We start from the raw sequence: 14,539 nt of genomic DNA, 5'->3' as shown, positions 1-14,539 counted from the left end.
CAATACATGTTTTCATTTCCACTAAAACAACTTATACTTATTCTACATCTGAAAAATAAAATATAGAAAATCTGACTTTTTATAAATATATTGAATTTTTACGAAATGTAAATGATTTGTAATGTCTTTTTTCGTCAAATTTCATTATAATAAGTGGATGTGAGTGTCGTATTTCAATCCAAATGAAGGAGTACAGGAAATGGAGCAAAACCCATCTTTGCAAGAAAATACACGCAGTAAACCGAAAAAAAGTAGGAAAAAAACAAAAATTATTATAAGCGTTATTCTATTCTTTTTAATAATAGGTGGCGGTTATACTTGGTTTTTAGTAAATAAAGCATCTTCTGCTGTTCGAAATGCCGCACACGATTTAGCGCGCGGTGATAAATCTGATTTACGTGATAAAGCTGTAAAACCTATCACAAATAACGTCTCCGTCTTAATCATGGGTGTTGATGAAAGCGATGTCCGCGGGAAAGAATATGGAGAAGCTATAAGAACGGATGCACTACTACTTGCAACGTTTAATAAAGATAGCAAAACTGTAAAACTATTAAGTATTCCACGAGATACATATACTTATATCCCAGTGGAAAAGAAAAAAGATAAAATTACACACGCTCATGCATACGGTTCTACTAAAAACGGAAAAGATGGTGGACCCCAAGCAAGCATTGATGCAGTTGAAAAATTAATGAATGTTCCCGTTGATTACTTTGTAAAGTTTAACTTCAAGTCATTTATGAAAATTGTCGACGATTTAGGTGGTATTGAAGTCGATGTACCAGTTGAATTTACTGAACAAGATAGTAATGATACTGCTGATGCGATTCACCTGAAGAAAGGTGTTCAAAAGCTAAATAGTGAAGAAGCTCTTGCCCTTGCTAGAACGCGCCACATCGATAGTGATGCAATGCGTGGACAACGCCAACAGCTCGTTATTGAAGCTATTTTAAAGAAACTAACAAGCGTTGGATCTGTAACAAAAGTTGGTAACATCATTGATGATATTAACGGCCAATTCGTTACGAACTTAACATTCGATGATATGCTTTCATTCTATAAGTACGGATCGGATTCGGAAATTGAGAAATTACAAATTCAAGGTGAAGACTGCTATATGGAAAAAGGTGACGATACATGTAGCAAATCTGCTGGCGGCGGCCGAACATATTACTACAATCCAGATAAAAAAGAATTAGCAAATGTAACAAACGGGCTTCGCGCTCACCTTGGATTACCTGCATATACAAAAACAGACTCTGATTCGAAGAAAACAAGCACAGAGAAAACAAAAGAATCTAAGTCTGAAAATTCAAGTGAACGCGAATCAAGTAACAATGAAGTGAAAAATAAGAATAAAAATAGCAGTGAAGATACAGAAACATCGTCTAACGACAATGAATAAAAAAGAAGCAGTTCTCTATGGAGGTAGAGTACTGCTTCTTTTTATTTCTTCTAAATCAAAAATCAGAACTTTCTAACTATCTTTTTTAATATTTTTAAATTATAATAAATAGTAGCAATCTATTCCAATTATCAGGGGGCTCATACATATGAAAGCTGCAGTAAAACATAACATCTCAGATTTTAAAGACTACTTAAAATCCAACGATATATACATGGAAGAAAATATAGATGAAAATGATGGTTCTGTTCATTTTTCAGTAGGCTTAGAAACAGAAGCTGGCGCAAAAATTCAACTTATCGCTGCTTTCCAAAACGAACATCCTACTGTGGATATATACTGCTTCAATGTTGCTCACGTACCTGATGCAACATCAACAAATGATATTTTGCATGTTATCAATGAATTAAACACATCTTATCGATTTGCAAAATTCACATTAAACAAGCAAAATGCAATTGATATTTCAGCATCGCTTGCATTCTCAGAACCAAACTTTAATCCAGCACTTGTCTTTGAACATACGAGAATGCTATATAAATTAGCAAATGACGAATATAAAAACTTAATGAAAGTTATTTGGGCATAAATCAGCCTGCACCAATCGGGCGTTTACTACCTTCAAATAGCGGCATAAATAAAAGGATGAGCTGCAAGCAGCACCATCCTTTTATTTCAATATCATATCAATCCACATCTTAATAGCTGTACCTACAATCAAAATCGATAACATATATTGCAATGCTTTTTGATTGATCTTTTTCCCGACTCGTGCTCCAAGCGGCGCAGCAAAGATACTTGCAATCGCGATAATAAGAGCTGGAATTACAACTACTTGCCCAGTTATCACTTTTCCAGTCGTAATCCCTACTGAGGAAATAAACGTAATAGCGATAGATGTTGCTATTGTTGTACGTAACGGCAATTTTAAAATAACTAGCATAATCGGAACTAACAGGAACGAACCTCCAGCACCTATAATACCTGATGCGCCTCCTACAATAAATGCTAACAAACTTGCTAACCATTTATTATATTTTACTTCATCACCATTATTTCGTTTCGGTACGAACATCATAATAGCAGCTATTGTTGCTAACGCTGCATAAACAACATTGACCGTATGTTCCGCTAATACGTTAGCACCAAAACTCCCTATGAAACTTCCTATTAATATACTAGCTCCCATATACACAACTAGCGTTTTATCCATATCATTACTTTTCCGATAGGCCCATGCCCCTGCAAAAGTTGCAAAGAATACTTGAACCGCTGTAATACCACTCACTTCATGAGATGTATAACCAGTAAATCCTAGCAATACCGGAATGTATAAGATCATCGGATAATTAATGATCGCACCGCCAATTCCAACCATTCCTGATATAAACGATCCTATAAACCCAATTATAAAAAGTAATACGACTAAGCTCATCTTACATCCCCTCCCTTCTAGAAAGAAGATGAATTAAATGAATAAGTTTACATTCCCATCCGAAGCATCTGCTAAATAAGCTCCTACTCCTGCAAACTCTACCCCTTCCATAATCTCTTCCTCTTTTAACCCTAATAAATCTACTGTCATTTGACAAGCGACAAGTTTAATCCCCTGTTCTTTCGCCAAATCGATTAAATCTGGTAAAGGCATCGCATTATGTTTTTTCATAATACCTTTAATCATCTTTGGTCCCATACCTGCAAAATTCATTTTTGATAATCCCATCTTGTCAGCACCACGCGGCATCATCTTTCCAAATACTTTTTCGATGAAAGTTTTCTTCACCTTCACATGCTCATCTTTCCTTAAAGCATTTAATCCCCAAAAAGTATGAAAAATAGTTACCTCTTGATCATACGCCGCTGCACCATTTGCAATAATATAAGCAGCCATTGCTTTATCATAATCTCCGCTAAATAAAACGATTGTTGTTTTCTTCTGTTCCATGTTTTTTCTCCTCCGAATTACCTATAGGGGTATTTTAAAATTTACAAAAAATCGTTTATGTTCGCTCTATTCTACTTTACCTTCCCAAGCTAACATACCACCTACCATATTAACCACTCGAAAACCGTAACCTTCTAAAAACTGAACTGCTCGTGCACTTCTTCCGCCAGAACGACAAACGATAATATATTCTTTCTTTTTATCCAACTCATGCATACGAAACTCTAATAGCCCTAGTGGAATATTACATGCTTCTGGGATTTTCCCCTCGGCAACTTCTTCTACTTCACGTACGTCTACGATATTGACTGCTTCTTTACGTAACAATTTTTCTTCTAATTCTTTTACTGTCATTTCTTTCATTTTAAAGTTCCTCCTCACAAACCATTCATACCGCCTGAAACATTGATAACGTGCTGAAATCCTAATTTCTTTAATACCTTTGCTGCTTGCTTACTTCTCATCCCGCTCTGACAAATAACGATTACTTCCTTATTTTTATCTAATTGATTTGCTTTACTAGCTAACTCATTTAATGGGATATTCTGAAACCCTTTCATATGATTCCCTCTATACTCACCTACTGTACGTACATCGATAAATTGTTTATTCTTTTGCCCCATCATCCGTTTTAAATCTTTTCCTGAAATATTTTTTACTCCTCTAACTGGTAAGAAGCGAGAAATAATAAACCACGATACAAGTACAATTAAGATTACATTTAATATTGTCTTTACATCCATAAAACTATTTAAACTCCTTTTGTGCTTTTTTCCCGTCCAAATATATACTATAGCTTTGAATATGGAACCCTTTCTTTCTTAAAAAACGAACACTTAAATTCCGATCCACTTTATTATGAACAATAAGATGCAAAGGCTTATTTGGTATTTCATGATAATACCGTTTTAAATACGCATACGGTATACACATAATTCTAGAAGTGTTATCACTGTGACTCTCTGTATAATTGCGTACATCTACAACAACACTTTCCATTTCCCTTACTTGTTCTAACGAAATATATGCAACGTTTAAAACCGGAATGTAACGTTTTACTAAAATTCCTAGCATCCATACTAGTAGAGATATAACTATATAAAACATATATGATTATCCTCTTTACTTTCAATAATAAACAGAGGATGTAATCTTCCACTTGTTATTGAACTGCTATGCTTTCTTGATCCAGAATTTTAATTCACCAGATTCTTCCGTGTGTTTTAACACTTCATGACCGCCTTTTTGTGACCATGCTGGAATATCTTTAATCGCACCTTTATCTGTTAAGTGTACTTCTAACACTTCCCCCGATTGTAATGCTTCCATCGCCTTCTTTGTTTTCACAATTGGCATTGGACATGCTAATCCTTTTACATCTAATACTTCTTTCACCTTCATCTTATATACCTCCTATTTTTATTTCATTTGAAACCGAATTAATTATGAACAGCACAACGGTTTGGACCAATCTCCATTTCACGCTCTTCGTCTTGACTTGGATTTAATCGCCCCATATTTGTTTGACGAATTTCTTGATATGCATTCGGTTGAGGTGGTAAATTCTCTGTTACAACTTTACGAAACTCTCCCTCATCCTCAATATTTAATCCTGCATTATACGCAGATAAATCTTTTAATTTAGCACTAACAATGCCACTCTCGTCCATTTCACTTATTTTTGAATAATGAGCCGGTAACACAACTAAGTTTTGAGATAGTTCTTTATATCGGCTATACAAAGTAGTACGTAAATCACTTACCCAATCTTCAGCTTTCCCAGCAAGGTCTGGACGCCCAATTGAATCTACAAATAAAATATCGCCTGATAATAAATAGGAATTATCTACAATAAATGACGTACTTCCAATCGTATGCCCCGGTGAGTATAATGCGTCAATTTCAATTTTAGTACCCCCCACCGTAATAACAGATCCTTCAACAAGTGGTTTATAGGAGAACACAACTTCCTCCGCATCTTTTGGCGGCAACCAATACGTACCACCTACTTTTTCCGCTAACTTCCGTCCGCCAGAAATATGGTCTGCATGTAAATGTGTATCCATTACATTCGTAATCGTAACACCATGCTCTTTCGCAAACTCTTCGTACGCTTCAACTGTTCTTACTGCATCAATAACTGCTGCTTCACCGTTTGAAACGACCATATAAGATAAGCAACCTTTTCCAAGACGGTTAAACTGATACATACTTCCGCCATCTTTTAAATCTCCAACTTTTATAGGCTTTATATATTCACTCCAAGCCTTCATACCACCAGATAAATAATAAACATTTTCTAATCCAGCCTCTGTTAATTGCTCTGCCACAAATATAGAAGACCCTTCTTTTGCGCATACTACTAAAACATCTTTATCTTTAGGTAGTTCACTTACAATATGATCTACACCCTCTAATAAATCAAAGTACGGCACATTCATTGAAGTAACTTTTTTTCCTTCAATTTTCCAATCTTCATAATCCGCCTCATTACGAACATCTAAAATAAATAACTTTCCGAATAAAACTTTCTCTGCAACATCTTTTGCTTGTAACGATTTAACGTTCATCTCATTACCCCCATAGGTATATTTTTATTTAAAAAATTTTATTTTTCCACATTGCCTTGCCACTCTAACATGCCTGGAATGACATTTTTCACATTTGCATAACCTTTCTCTTTCAACATGTGGCAAGCTACATCACTACGGTTACCAGTTCGGCAAACAACATAAATTTGCTTCTTCTGATCTAACGCTGCACTGTCTAATTCTCCTAACGGCACGGAAACAGCCGATGGAATATGACCAAAAATGAATTCCGCCGCTTCACGAACATCTACTACAATACACTCTTCACCACTTAATACTATCTCTTCCAATTCCGAATTCGTAATTGTATGAGGATATTTCACTATTTCATTCATTTCATGCTCGTGTGCTTTTCTAACGTAATGCATCAATACATCACCTTCTTGTTTCGTCCCGATATATTGATGACCTACTTTACTCGCCCAACTTTGTATATCTACAGTAGACCCTTTATCTGTTGCCTGAACTTCAATCACTTGCCCTGACGTTAATCCTTCCATCGCCTTCTTCGTCTTTACAATCGGCATCGGACAAGCCAAACCTTTACAATCTAGATTCATATCCACTTTTATACTCATAGTCGATTCCTCCATAATTTATACACATATACCTGTAGGGGTATGTTAAAGTGTTTTTGAAAATCTGTCAACAATTATGTTTGACAGATTATCGGCTTTTTACAAGTAATTGAACAGCTTCTTTAATTAACTCTTCATTTGAACCATTACCGCTTTCAAACTGCTCACGCAAACATTGCTCTAAATTCGTTCCCACAACAAGTCCAATTGTACGATCAAGTGCAGAACGAGATGCCGTTAACTGTGTAATAACCTCTCGGCAATCTTTTCCTTCTTCCATCATACGAAGCACACCACGAACCTGACCTTCAATGCGTTTCAATCTATTTTTCATATCTTGATTATATTCCATTCTATAATCACCTCATTACCATTATGTCACTATTTATAACCTATGACAATACAAAATACCCTATAGGGTATTTTGTAAACCCCTATTTTTAATGTTTATCTTATATGTTCACAAAACAAGAAGTGAAACCTTAATACATAAGCTTTCATCTTCCACTAAATTTTGAAGTGGAAGATGAAAAAATATTAATACGCAACACGTTCTGGTAATACTGTCCCATACAATTTAAAGCCACCATCTACATTCTTTACCTTATATCCTTTTTCCATTAACATGCGCGCTGCGACATAACCTCTCATACCAAGTTGACAGGTAATATATATTTCTTTATCTACCGGTACTTCATCCAAACGATCACGTAACTCATCTAAAGGGATATTAATAGAACCTTTAATCATTCCTTGTTTGAGTTCATTAGGCTCTCGAACATCAATAAGATATCCACCATTTTCAACAATACGATCTACCTCATGCCATTGTACTGTGTCCACAAAACCATCTACTATATTACTTGCCGCATACCCCACCATGTTTACTGGGTCTTTTGCAGAAGAATAAGGCGGGGCATATGATAATTCTAAATCTGGCAAATCAATTACGGTTAAGTTTGCCTTCATTGCCGTTGCAATAACATCAATACGCTTATCTACACCGTCACGCCCTAACGCCTGCGCCCCATACATTTTTCCGCTTTCTTTATTAAAAATTAATTTTATTAACACTGGCGTCGCATTCGGATAATATCCGGCATGCGAATTCGCCTGTACATGTACTACCTCATAGGGTATATTTAATCGTTTTAATATTTTCTCATTTACTCCCGTCGCAGCAACTGTTAAATCAAAAACTTTAGCTACAGAAGTTCCCAGCGTACCTTTATATAAAGAATCCGTATGACCATGAATAATATCTGCTAACATGCGACCTTGACGATTAGCTGGCCACGCTAACGGAATCATCGTTTCTGTTTCTGTAACAAAATCCTTTACTTCAATCGCATCACCAATTGCATATATGTGCGGGTCCGACGTTTGAAAACTCTCATCTACCTTTATCGTTCCTCTAACTCCTAGTGCTAACCCTGCATCCTTCGCTAAACTGCTCTCTGGTTGCACACCAATTGCTAAAATAATCATATCTGTCTTTATGATTGAACCACTTTTTAAACGTACAACAGTCCCGTGCTCTTCTAATGCATCTACACCATCTTCTAAAACAAGCTCAACATTGTGCTTTTTCATATGCTCATGCACATATGCTGCCATTTCATAATCAATTGGTGGCATTACTTGATTTGCCATCTCTACAAGAGTAACATCAATTCCTCGTTCTCTTAAGTTTTCAACCATTTCTACTCCAATAAATCCGCCACCAATAACCGTCGCATGATGTGGTTTCTTCTCATCAATGTACGCTTTAATACGATCTGTATCAGGTACATTTCGTAACGTAAACAACGCCTTCGCTTCTTCAATACCTGGAATAGGTGGAACAATTGGTTTTGCCCCTGGTGAAAGAATTAAAATATCATATTCCTCGTTATATGTTTCATTTGTAGTTACATTCTTTATCGTAATTGTTTTCTCTTCTTTATTAATCTTTACTACTTCACTCAATACACGTATATCTAAATTAAAACGCTTTGACATTCTTTCAACAGTTTGAACTAATAACTTTTGTCTTTCTGTAATAACACCACCAATGTAGTATGGTAATCCACAATTCGCAAATGAAATATATTCACCACGCTCCACCATAATAATTTCATCTTCTTCACTTAAACGACGAAGCCTTGCAGCTACTGATGCCCCGCCCGCAACTCCACCTACTACAACAATTTTTCTAGACATATTTTAAACCTCCATATGATTTATTTACTCAATGTATCAAAAACAGAAAACTCATACCCGTATGGGTATATAATAAAATATACAAAAATCATTTTCAATATATATATCTTTTGTTCACAAATTCGAAACAAAAAAGAACCTAGATATCTCCAGGTTCCTTTCTGTATGATTAAATCCATGCCTAAAGGCGGCGTAGTATGGAGTAATACTTATTTTTGACGGCTGAATTCATTTACGAATGAAGTAATTTGTCATACTTCCTATAAACTCTTTGTAAAACTATAATCCATTTCTCCACCTAACGCTTCAGGTGTATCACCAGTTTCTCTAAAATCATGTGTATAAATTTGTTCAAATGAACCGAAATCTACTTGCTTATAAAATTCATAGCAAGGGAATCCATCATGTTCTCCTTGAATATCGATACTACCATCCTTTTTCACACATACAGTTAATAAATAGTCCACAGGAGGAGCATACACATTTAACGGATTACTTGCACTTGCTCTCATTTTGAATTGCACACCATCAGAATTCCATTCGATATCAGTACACACAATATTTTCAGTACTCGCTTTTCCTATTCTTTTATTCACCGAACCATCTGGGTTTGTAACCTTCTCTGTCGTAATACCCGTGTCCGCATATGAAAACACTTCTTCTTTATAAAAATCCACTACTACCTCTTGCTCAACTCTAGAGCGCATAGCGTTTACTGCATACGGTGTAAATTCACGGGAATCACCTTCGAATTGGATTACTTTTCCCGTTTCCATATCCTTCTTAGCTTCAGTCCAAGACATTGGAATAAATACACTGGCTCTAATTTTAACGATATTAGTCATAAGAAACACCTCTATAATTTTATTTTAAATACTGCATATCATTGAGTAAAACAGATCACAATTTCGGTCCCATAATCAATAGATTTCTCTTTTAACGTTTGCTACTTCCTTCTGAAAAATAGCGCTATATTTATTAGATTGTCGTTTTAAAACTATATTCCATTTCTCCAGCTAGTGCTGCTGGGGTATCATCCGTTTCTCTGAAATCATGTGTGTATATTAATTCAAATGAACCAAAGTCTATTTGTTTATAAAATTCATAGCAAGGGAAACCATCGTGTACACCTTCAACATGTACAGTACCACATTCATTAACTCGTATAGTCAAAAAATAGTCAGCTGCAGGTGCTTTCGTGTTTAACGGATTACTTGCACTTGCTCTCATTTCAAATGAAACTTTATCTTCACTCCATACAATATTTGTACATGCAATGTTATCTGTACTTGTCTCTCCCTTTTGATACTCAATTGAGCCATCTGGATTTGTAATTTTCACAGTGACGATACAAGCATCTGCATATGTGAAAATTTCTCTTTTATAAAAATCAACAGTCACTTCTTGTTCTAATCTTGAACGCTTTGTGTTCACAGCGTATGGTGTAAACTCACGTGCATCTCCAGCATATTCAAACACTCTTCCTGTTGCAGAATCCTTAATAGGTTCCAGCGATGTATATGGTGCAAATACACTCCCTCTAATTTTAACGATATTAACCATGTGAAACCTCCATTGATTCTATTTATATAAATCATTATTTGTACTATACGGAATATAGTCAATTTGATTGACTATATTCCGTATAGTACAATAGGTTTCACATGTAGTCAACTTAATTGACTATAATTACGGAGGTTATATACATGGATCATTCAACATTTAACGAACTAGACCTTACTTCACTTTTATCATTATCTTTCAGTACATTAATTACTGAACTACATGAAAAATTAAGTGAATTAGGATTTGAAGATATTAGGCCAGCACATGGTTTTATGTTCAAACGCATTCTTCCTAATGGAGCAACTGGTATAGAACTAGCTGAGTATTTAGGGATTTCCAAACAAGCTGTAAGTAAAATGGTAGATTCTCTTGAGAGTAGTGGTTACGTTACACGTAAAACGCATCCTACTGATAAAAGAGGTAAGATCATTGTTTTAACCGAACGTGGTTTGTCAGTAATGAAAGCAAAAGAAGAAATAATAGCTGAAATAGAACAGCGATGGATTGAAAACATAGGTGCAGAACGAATGCAAATGCTTAAAGAAGATTTAACAACATTCGTTACTAAAAAAAATACAGGAAAATTATCATCAAATATACGCCCTGTTTGGTAAACAAAAACTCCATATAAAAAAGAATCCATTTTGATTATTCTTTTTCAAAATGGATTCTTTTTTTACAGTTTTATTAATAATTATTGTTTCTTTTAAATTTTATATTAAATACATGAAAATCTATATTTTAAACATTATATGATTTCATAACTCTCTGCACAATCAAACTCGCCGTATTCTCCTCCGGTGGCATCAACAAATTTGTAGCTGGCCCATATACGACAGGACTTAATTCCACTTCATATCCACCATATACAAACTCTTCCCTTGTCGGTAAATAACCAATATATCCATTCGTATATCCACCAAAGAAAGCTAGTTCATTTTGAAGACTCTCTTTCACTTCTAACGCGGTTTCTGAAAAAGGTTCCATCGGTATACCAAAGAACATGCCATCATTAACTTGAAACAGTTGAACTTCTAAATCAATACGTAACTGCCGAATACCTTGCTTATATTTCTCTAAAACGATAGTAAGCCATTCATCCGTATTCATCCCCCACTGCTTCTCGGCCGATCGAGCCATGCTTCGTATCTCATTCATTTCAGGAATATCTTTCAACTTCATTTGCATCGTACTCGAAATCGTTCTTAAATTTACAATTGAGCTGTATGTAACTGTTGGCAACATCGTTAATACATGTCCACTAAGTGTGTAAGCCATTTTCTTTAATGCTTCTCTTGAACCGCGATACTTCGCATTTACATTACCAGCAGCCCCTTGCACAATAATAACAGGACAGTTTACTATCTTCTCAAGAACCTCTCTCGTCATTCCAGGATAATCCGCTGATAACACATCACTATCACCTTTTAAAACATTCGGATGAGCCGTAAAAAATACTACAATCCCAGATAGCTCCTTCGTTTCAGCATTTCTTATGGCTAACATACCAATTCGTTTATCTACAACACCCTCTATATTTGTTCCCATCTTTGCTCTTCCATCAGATGTGCTCTCTCTTCGGTTGACCCCAATATCACCTGTCGTAACATCCCAGCCAACTTCACAGAGCTTCAAGTTGTTATCCGCAGTAACCGCACCTTGCACTACATTATTTAGTAAAATCGTTTTATACGACTTTACTAAAGGTTGCTCACCGACTGTTTCTGGACCAGAGTGTGTATGTGTATAAACAACTGTTATTCGCTCAAATGGCACATGAAGCCTACTAGCTACTCGCTCACGAATAACATTCGTATCTTCTACTAACATCCCAATATTATCAACACTTATAAACACCGTTTTCATTTCATTTTTTTCAAATACAAAGACCGTCCCGTAAATACGCTCTTCAATATTATTTATTCCTGTCTCTCTATGGTATCCGACAAAATCAATACCGACAGGCGGCGTAATATCCACCTTGCATACCCCTATTTTGCTCATTTGAATCGCTCCATTTCTCTATGTAACTCCCTTTTTCAAGAATAGCATATTTAACCTTGTTCCAAATAAAAAAGAACGGACATAGCATTCTATGTCCGTTCTTTTCATCACACATACTTCCGATGCACCATCTTCCCATCATAAGAAAACACAACGCCCTTACTCTCCACAATGGACTCCATATGCACCGTTCTTCCCCATAGCTGATGAAGATACGGTAATACTTTTTCTAAGTATTTTAAATCGAGCTCGATCCCTTCGTAACTATGTTTAATGTACAACTCTCCGTTCTTTAAGTAGTCCCCGTCTTCTACTACTAAGTACGGGAAGCCACCATTTGTACGCATATTTACGAGCTGATCACGTACATGTTCCCACTCTTTATCTATTACTTTATATTCTTTTCCTTGGCGCTGGAATAAGTACATATCTTCTCTCATTACGAGGTCTTTATTTAAGTAGTTTCTTAAGAACGATACGTCCCACTCAATTTCACGTACTTCAAAAATTTTATCTCGACCAGATCCTGGTTTTACACCGCGTCGCTTCATTTCTTCTGTCGGGTTGTTGTAACGTTCTTCAATATCTTCAAACATTTTAATACCGAGGTAGTATGGGTTAATGCTCGTTTTTGATGGTTGAACCACACCTGCATTAAGCTTTGCGAATTCAATCGCTTCAGAAGATGTTAAGTCCATTTCACGGAGTATGCGTTGATGCCAGAAGGAAGCCCAGCCTTCATTCATAATCTTCGTTTCAAGCTGTGGCCAGAAATATAACATTTCCTCGCGCATCATCGTTAATATGTCGCGCTGCCACTCTTCTAGCTCACGGCTATATTCTTCAATAAAGAGGAGTAAATCTTTTTCTGGCTGCGGTGGGATTTTCTTCTTTTTATGCATATTAGGTCGTTCCCTCTTTTTGTTTCGATCATCTAAATTCCATAAATCATCGTACTGTGATATCTTTTTCTTTTCTACATCCTCTTCTAAATCTCCAATACTCCAAGCAAGTTTCGGACGCATAAGCGATGGATCAATATGTTCTTGAATGGCAAGTACTGCATCCAAGAACGTTTCTACCTCTTCTCTTCCATACTTATGTTCATACGCCTTCACACGATCTGCTGTCGCTGCCATACTCTCCACCATATCGCGTTTCGTATTAGAGAAACGAATATTATTTTTGAAGAAATCACAGTGCGCTAAAACGTGCGCCACGATTAATTTATTTTGAATTAAAGAATTCGTATCTAATAAAAAGGCGTAACATGGATTAGAGTTAATAACGAGTTCATAAATTTTACTAAGTCCTAAATCGTATTGTAATTTCATTCTGAAAAATTGCTTTCCAAAACTCCAATGCGAAAACCTCGTCGGCATCCCATATGCACCAAATGTATAAATAATTTCCGCTGGACATACTTCATAACGCATCGGATAAAAATCAAGCCCAAATCCAGTCGCAATTTCCGTAATTTCCGCAATCGCATATTGCAGCGCTTTATCTTCACTTGCTCTCATTATTTTCCCTCCTTACACTTTCCCTTAAGAAAGTGTATGATGAGGAACAAGCTTTCATGAGGATTGATTGCATAATAAAAAGACATCCTCATAAAAACGAGAATGTCTCATCTATTAACCTTCAATAATCTCCATCTTCTCCGTAATCGGCGTACGAGCTTTTCCTTCTGGTGCTTTATCGAAATAGCCAAGGTGAAGAATTCCAACGATGCGTTGACCTCTTGTTAAACCAAGTCCTTCTATAAATAATGGATTGTAGTTTAATCCGCCTGATTTCCAAACGCAGCCTAAGCCACGTTCCCAAGCAAGCAGTTGGAAGTTTTGCATAAATGCACATGTTGCAGCGTAATCTTCGTCGCGTTGAATTTGACGTGGATCTTCATTAATATAAACAACAATTTGTGCCGGCGTGCTTAAGAAACGATCTGATAAAATTTTGCCGCGTTTCGCTCTTTCTTCTTCTGTGAAAGAGTTTAATACTGCATCTACTAATTTTTTGCGGCCTTCTCCAATGTATAATTTACAATTCCATGGTTCACGGTGTTTATGATTCGGTGCCCATGTTGCATCGTTTAATAGTTCAATTAATAACTCTTTATCTACAGCTTTATCTGTAAATGTACGTACAGAGCGTCTTTCTTTAATCACATTTGCGATGGAAGTATATGTAGTCATATTTTTCTCTCCCTTATTTTCATCTATATGTATACATTTGTTATTGA

18 protein-coding genes are annotated in these 14,539 nt (G+C 35.9%); 3 read left to right on the top strand and 15 right to left on the bottom strand.

Annotated features, from left to right (window positions below):
• Positions 1-199: 199 nt before the first annotated feature.
• Both ACSG5Z_RS16810 and ACSG5Z_RS16805 read left to right on the top strand, forming a co-directional pair.
• Positions 200-1,408: an LCP family protein gene (locus tag ACSG5Z_RS16810; RefSeq protein ID WP_087985803.1), complete on the top strand. Its 1,209-nt coding sequence runs from the start codon at positions 200-202 to the stop codon at positions 1,406-1,408.
• Positions 1,409-1,556: 148 nt separating this feature from the next.
• Complete coding sequence (locus ACSG5Z_RS16805; protein ID WP_000642361.1) at positions 1,557-1,997, top strand: hypothetical protein; 441 nt, start codon at positions 1,557-1,559, stop codon at positions 1,995-1,997.
• 81 nt (positions 1,998-2,078) lie between these two features.
• Here ACSG5Z_RS16805 and ACSG5Z_RS16800 read toward each other — a convergent pair whose 3' ends face one another.
• The 12 genes from ACSG5Z_RS16800 to ACSG5Z_RS16745 all read right to left on the bottom strand — a co-directional run bounded on the left by ACSG5Z_RS16800 (position 2,079) and on the right by ACSG5Z_RS16745 (position 10,287).
• Positions 2,079-2,843: a sulfite exporter TauE/SafE family protein gene (locus ACSG5Z_RS16800; protein WP_087985804.1), complete on the bottom strand. Its 765-nt coding sequence runs from the start codon at positions 2,841-2,843 to the stop codon at positions 2,079-2,081.
• Between the two features lie 33 nt (positions 2,844-2,876).
• A complete protein-coding gene (locus tag ACSG5Z_RS16795; RefSeq protein WP_000435815.1) occupies positions 2,877-3,353 on the bottom strand; it encodes a DsrE/DsrF/DrsH-like family protein in 477 nt (158 codons plus the stop codon).
• Positions 3,354-3,419: 66 nt separating this feature from the next.
• Positions 3,420-3,716 carry a rhodanese-like domain-containing protein gene (locus tag ACSG5Z_RS16790; protein ID WP_044796323.1) on the bottom strand — a complete coding sequence of 99 codons (297 nt, stop codon included), beginning with the start codon at positions 3,714-3,716 and terminating at the stop codon, positions 3,420-3,422.
• A gap of 14 nt (positions 3,717-3,730) precedes the next feature.
• A complete protein-coding gene (locus ACSG5Z_RS16785; protein ID WP_000382694.1) occupies positions 3,731-4,096 on the bottom strand; it encodes a rhodanese-like domain-containing protein in 366 nt (121 codons plus the stop codon).
• A gap of 4 nt (positions 4,097-4,100) precedes the next feature.
• On the bottom strand, positions 4,101-4,460 hold the full coding sequence (locus tag ACSG5Z_RS16780) for a hypothetical protein (RefSeq protein ID WP_044796322.1): 360 nt from the start codon (positions 4,458-4,460) through the stop codon (positions 4,101-4,103).
• Between the two features lie 66 nt (positions 4,461-4,526).
• Positions 4,527-4,754 carry a sulfurtransferase TusA family protein gene (locus ACSG5Z_RS16775; protein ID WP_000864996.1) on the bottom strand — a complete coding sequence of 76 codons (228 nt, stop codon included), beginning with the start codon at positions 4,752-4,754 and terminating at the stop codon, positions 4,527-4,529.
• A 38-nt stretch (positions 4,755-4,792) separates the two neighbouring features.
• Positions 4,793-5,923 carry an MBL fold metallo-hydrolase gene (locus ACSG5Z_RS16770; protein WP_435711794.1) on the bottom strand — a complete coding sequence of 377 codons (1,131 nt, stop codon included), beginning with the start codon at positions 5,921-5,923 and terminating at the stop codon, positions 4,793-4,795.
• A gap of 38 nt (positions 5,924-5,961) precedes the next feature.
• Complete coding sequence (locus ACSG5Z_RS16765) at positions 5,962-6,522, bottom strand: sulfurtransferase TusA family protein (RefSeq protein ID WP_435711793.1); 561 nt, start codon at positions 6,520-6,522, stop codon at positions 5,962-5,964.
• Positions 6,523-6,610: 88 nt separating this feature from the next.
• The gene (locus ACSG5Z_RS16760; protein WP_000456206.1) at positions 6,611-6,874 is read right to left on the bottom strand and encodes a metal-sensitive transcriptional regulator; all 264 of its coding nucleotides are present in this window, start codon (positions 6,872-6,874) and stop codon (positions 6,611-6,613) included.
• Between the two features lie 185 nt (positions 6,875-7,059).
• Positions 7,060-8,724, bottom strand: coding sequence for a CoA-disulfide reductase (cdr, locus tag ACSG5Z_RS16755; protein WP_435711792.1), 1,665 nt, complete (start codon positions 8,722-8,724; stop codon positions 7,060-7,062).
• 260 nt (positions 8,725-8,984) lie between these two features.
• Complete coding sequence (locus ACSG5Z_RS16750; RefSeq protein ID WP_435711791.1) at positions 8,985-9,569, bottom strand: DUF3238 domain-containing protein; 585 nt, start codon at positions 9,567-9,569, stop codon at positions 8,985-8,987.
• 133 nt (positions 9,570-9,702) lie between these two features.
• Positions 9,703-10,287 carry a DUF3238 domain-containing protein gene (locus ACSG5Z_RS16745; protein WP_435711790.1) on the bottom strand — a complete coding sequence of 195 codons (585 nt, stop codon included), beginning with the start codon at positions 10,285-10,287 and terminating at the stop codon, positions 9,703-9,705.
• A gap of 143 nt (positions 10,288-10,430) precedes the next feature.
• Between ACSG5Z_RS16745 and ACSG5Z_RS16740 the strand changes: the two genes are divergently transcribed.
• Positions 10,431-10,904, top strand: a complete 474-nt coding sequence (locus ACSG5Z_RS16740; protein WP_060487586.1) for a MarR family winged helix-turn-helix transcriptional regulator — start codon at positions 10,431-10,433, stop codon at positions 10,902-10,904.
• 127 nt (positions 10,905-11,031) lie between these two features.
• Here ACSG5Z_RS16740 and ACSG5Z_RS16735 read toward each other — a convergent pair whose 3' ends face one another.
• The 3 genes from ACSG5Z_RS16735 to ACSG5Z_RS16725 form a co-directional block, all read right to left on the bottom strand.
• Positions 11,032-12,294 (bottom strand): neutral/alkaline non-lysosomal ceramidase N-terminal domain-containing protein, encoded by a 1,263-nt coding sequence (locus ACSG5Z_RS16735; protein ID WP_435711789.1) that lies wholly within the window; start codon positions 12,292-12,294, stop codon positions 11,032-11,034.
• A gap of 107 nt (positions 12,295-12,401) precedes the next feature.
• Complete coding sequence (gene spoVR / locus ACSG5Z_RS16730; RefSeq protein ID WP_001202728.1) at positions 12,402-13,817, bottom strand: stage V sporulation protein SpoVR; 1,416 nt, start codon at positions 13,815-13,817, stop codon at positions 12,402-12,404.
• Positions 13,818-13,931: 114 nt separating this feature from the next.
• Complete coding sequence (locus ACSG5Z_RS16725; protein ID WP_000214808.1) at positions 13,932-14,492, bottom strand: nitroreductase family protein; 561 nt, start codon at positions 14,490-14,492, stop codon at positions 13,932-13,934.
• Between the last annotated feature and the right edge of the window lie 47 nt (positions 14,493-14,539).

Origin of the sequence: Bacillus pretiosus, from assembly GCF_051294775.1 — a bacterium.
Taxonomy (GTDB): domain Bacteria; phylum Bacillota; class Bacilli; order Bacillales; family Bacillaceae_G; genus Bacillus_A; species Bacillus_A wiedmannii.
Note: the sequence above shows the minus strand (reverse complement) of the source record. Positions and strands in the feature narration are given on the sequence as shown.

Coding starts and splice junctions, on each gene's coding strand:
- ACSG5Z_RS16810 (WP_087985803.1), top strand. CDS start 200: ATGGAGCAAAACCCATCTTTGCAAGAAAATACACGCAGTAAACCGAAA.
- ACSG5Z_RS16805 (WP_000642361.1), top strand. CDS start 1,557: ATGAAAGCTGCAGTAAAACATAACATCTCAGATTTTAAAGACTACTTA.
- ACSG5Z_RS16800 (WP_087985804.1), bottom strand. CDS start 2,843: ATGAGCTTAGTCGTATTACTTTTTATAATTGGGTTTATAGGATCGTTT.
- ACSG5Z_RS16795 (WP_000435815.1), bottom strand. CDS start 3,353: ATGGAACAGAAGAAAACAACAATCGTTTTATTTAGCGGAGATTATGAT.
- ACSG5Z_RS16790 (WP_044796323.1), bottom strand. CDS start 3,716: ATGAAAGAAATGACAGTAAAAGAATTAGAAGAAAAATTGTTACGTAAA.
- ACSG5Z_RS16785 (WP_000382694.1), bottom strand. CDS start 4,096: ATGGATGTAAAGACAATATTAAATGTAATCTTAATTGTACTTGTATCG.
- ACSG5Z_RS16780 (WP_044796322.1), bottom strand. CDS start 4,460: ATGTTTTATATAGTTATATCTCTACTAGTATGGATGCTAGGAATTTTA.
- ACSG5Z_RS16775 (WP_000864996.1), bottom strand. CDS start 4,754: ATGAAGGTGAAAGAAGTATTAGATGTAAAAGGATTAGCATGTCCAATG.
- ACSG5Z_RS16770 (WP_435711794.1), bottom strand. CDS start 5,923: ATGAACGTTAAATCGTTACAAGCAAAAGATGTTGCAGAGAAAGTTTTA.
- ACSG5Z_RS16765 (WP_435711793.1), bottom strand. CDS start 6,522: ATGAGTATAAAAGTGGATATGAATCTAGATTGTAAAGGTTTGGCTTGT.
- ACSG5Z_RS16760 (WP_000456206.1), bottom strand. CDS start 6,874: ATGGAATATAATCAAGATATGAAAAATAGATTGAAACGCATTGAAGGT.
- cdr (WP_435711792.1), bottom strand. CDS start 8,724: ATGTCTAGAAAAATTGTTGTAGTAGGTGGAGTTGCGGGCGGGGCATCA.
- ACSG5Z_RS16750 (WP_435711791.1), bottom strand. CDS start 9,569: ATGACTAATATCGTTAAAATTAGAGCCAGTGTATTTATTCCAATGTCT.
- ACSG5Z_RS16745 (WP_435711790.1), bottom strand. CDS start 10,287: ATGGTTAATATCGTTAAAATTAGAGGGAGTGTATTTGCACCATATACA.
- ACSG5Z_RS16740 (WP_060487586.1), top strand. CDS start 10,431: ATGGATCATTCAACATTTAACGAACTAGACCTTACTTCACTTTTATCA.
- ACSG5Z_RS16735 (WP_435711789.1), bottom strand. CDS start 12,294: ATGAGCAAAATAGGGGTATGCAAGGTGGATATTACGCCGCCTGTCGGT.
- spoVR (WP_001202728.1), bottom strand. CDS start 13,817: ATGAGAGCAAGTGAAGATAAAGCGCTGCAATATGCGATTGCGGAAATT.
- ACSG5Z_RS16725 (WP_000214808.1), bottom strand. CDS start 14,492: ATGACTACATATACTTCCATCGCAAATGTGATTAAAGAAAGACGCTCT.